Origin of the sequence: Mesorhizobium sp. M0571 (genome assembly GCF_040320985.1) — a bacterium.
GTDB lineage: Bacteria > Pseudomonadota > Alphaproteobacteria > Rhizobiales > Rhizobiaceae > Mesorhizobium.
The window spans coordinates 1-1,325 of the sequence record NZ_JAMYQT010000135.1; the positions used below are offsets into that span (position 1 = coordinate 1).

Sequence of the window (1,325 nt, forward strand, 5' to 3'; positions counted from 1 at the left end):
CCCCTGAAGGCAGCATTTATGGATTGAGATCTATACGTCAGAAATACGTCGGCCACCTTGAGATATAGCGGCACAAAGTGAAACGAGCTGAAAAGGGAAATGTGGGCTTGGACAGGATGAAGTCTTCCGGATGGCTGCCACGGCACTTGTCAGCCGAGGGGCCACGTTATCTGGCCCTGGTGAATGCGTTGGAACAGGATGTCAACGAGGGCAGGTTGACTGACGGTTCCCGCCTACCCCCGCACCGAGAGTTGGCCGAGCAGCTCGGCTTATCCGTCGGCACCGTGAGCAAGGCCTACCAGGAGGCCGAGCAGCGGGGCATCATCAGTGGGCATGTGGGGCAAGGCACCTTTGTGCGCCGTCGCACCCTCGGCCGCGGCGGAGCAACCGCTGCGCGGGGCCCAGTGAATATGGCGTTGAACGTGCCGGCTGATGGGCGCGAGACCGAGATTCTGTCAGGACTGTTGACTGAAGTGGCGCGCATCCGTGACCTCGCGCCCCTCCTGGCCTACCATCCCCACGGCGGTATCGTGCAGCATCGCGAGATCATTGCCGCCAATGTCTCCGACGGCTCGTTCAATGCAGACCCGGCGCGCCTGTTTTTGTGCAACGGGGCCCAGCATGCAATCGACATAGCGGTGCGTCTGGTGGCGCGACCCGGCGATACCATCCTAGTCGATACCCTCACCTATTCCGGTTTCAAGGCTACCGCCGCGGCCAACCACCTCACGCTCGTCCCCGTAGCCATGGACGACGAAGGCGCCGATCCTGACGCTCTGGAAACAGCCAGCCAGGCCTCCGGCGCGAAGGTGTTCTATTGCACGCCGACCTTGCAGAGCCCCACGGCTCGCACCATGAGCCTTGCCCGTCGGCGGCGCATCGCCGAACTGGCTGACAAACTCGACCTTACGATCATCGAGGATGACGTCTATGGCTTCTTCTTACCTGAGCGCCCGGTTCCGCTCACGGAACTCATTCCCGACCGCAGCTTCTATATCACGTCCTATTCCAAATGCGTCGCACCGGGATTTCGCCTTGGCACGCTGACGGTGCCATCGGCCTTAACCAAGCAGACCGAACTTCTCCTGCACGCATCGTCTTGGTTCGTGGCTCCCATGCTCAGCGAGCTGGCGGTGCGGCTGATAGGAAGCGGCAAGCTGGACGACTTGGTGCGCGAGCGGCGGCAGCAGGCGCTCGATCGCTATCGTGTGTTTTCCGGAATCTTCCCCTCGGTAGAGAGGCTGAAGTTCCCCCCGTTTTATGGATGGCTGCCATTACCCCCAGAATGGTCGGCGGTCGGCTTCGCCTCTGCCGCGCGCGGCCAC

Annotated in this window: 1 protein-coding gene; it reads left to right on the forward strand. The window is 61.8% G+C overall.

Annotated elements, in window-relative coordinates; genetic code table 11:
- Positions 1-116: 116 nt before the first annotated feature.
- The coding region (locus NKI85_RS37675) for an aminotransferase-like domain-containing protein (protein WP_352780958.1) at positions 117-1,325 on the forward strand (1,209 nt) is incomplete at its 3' end.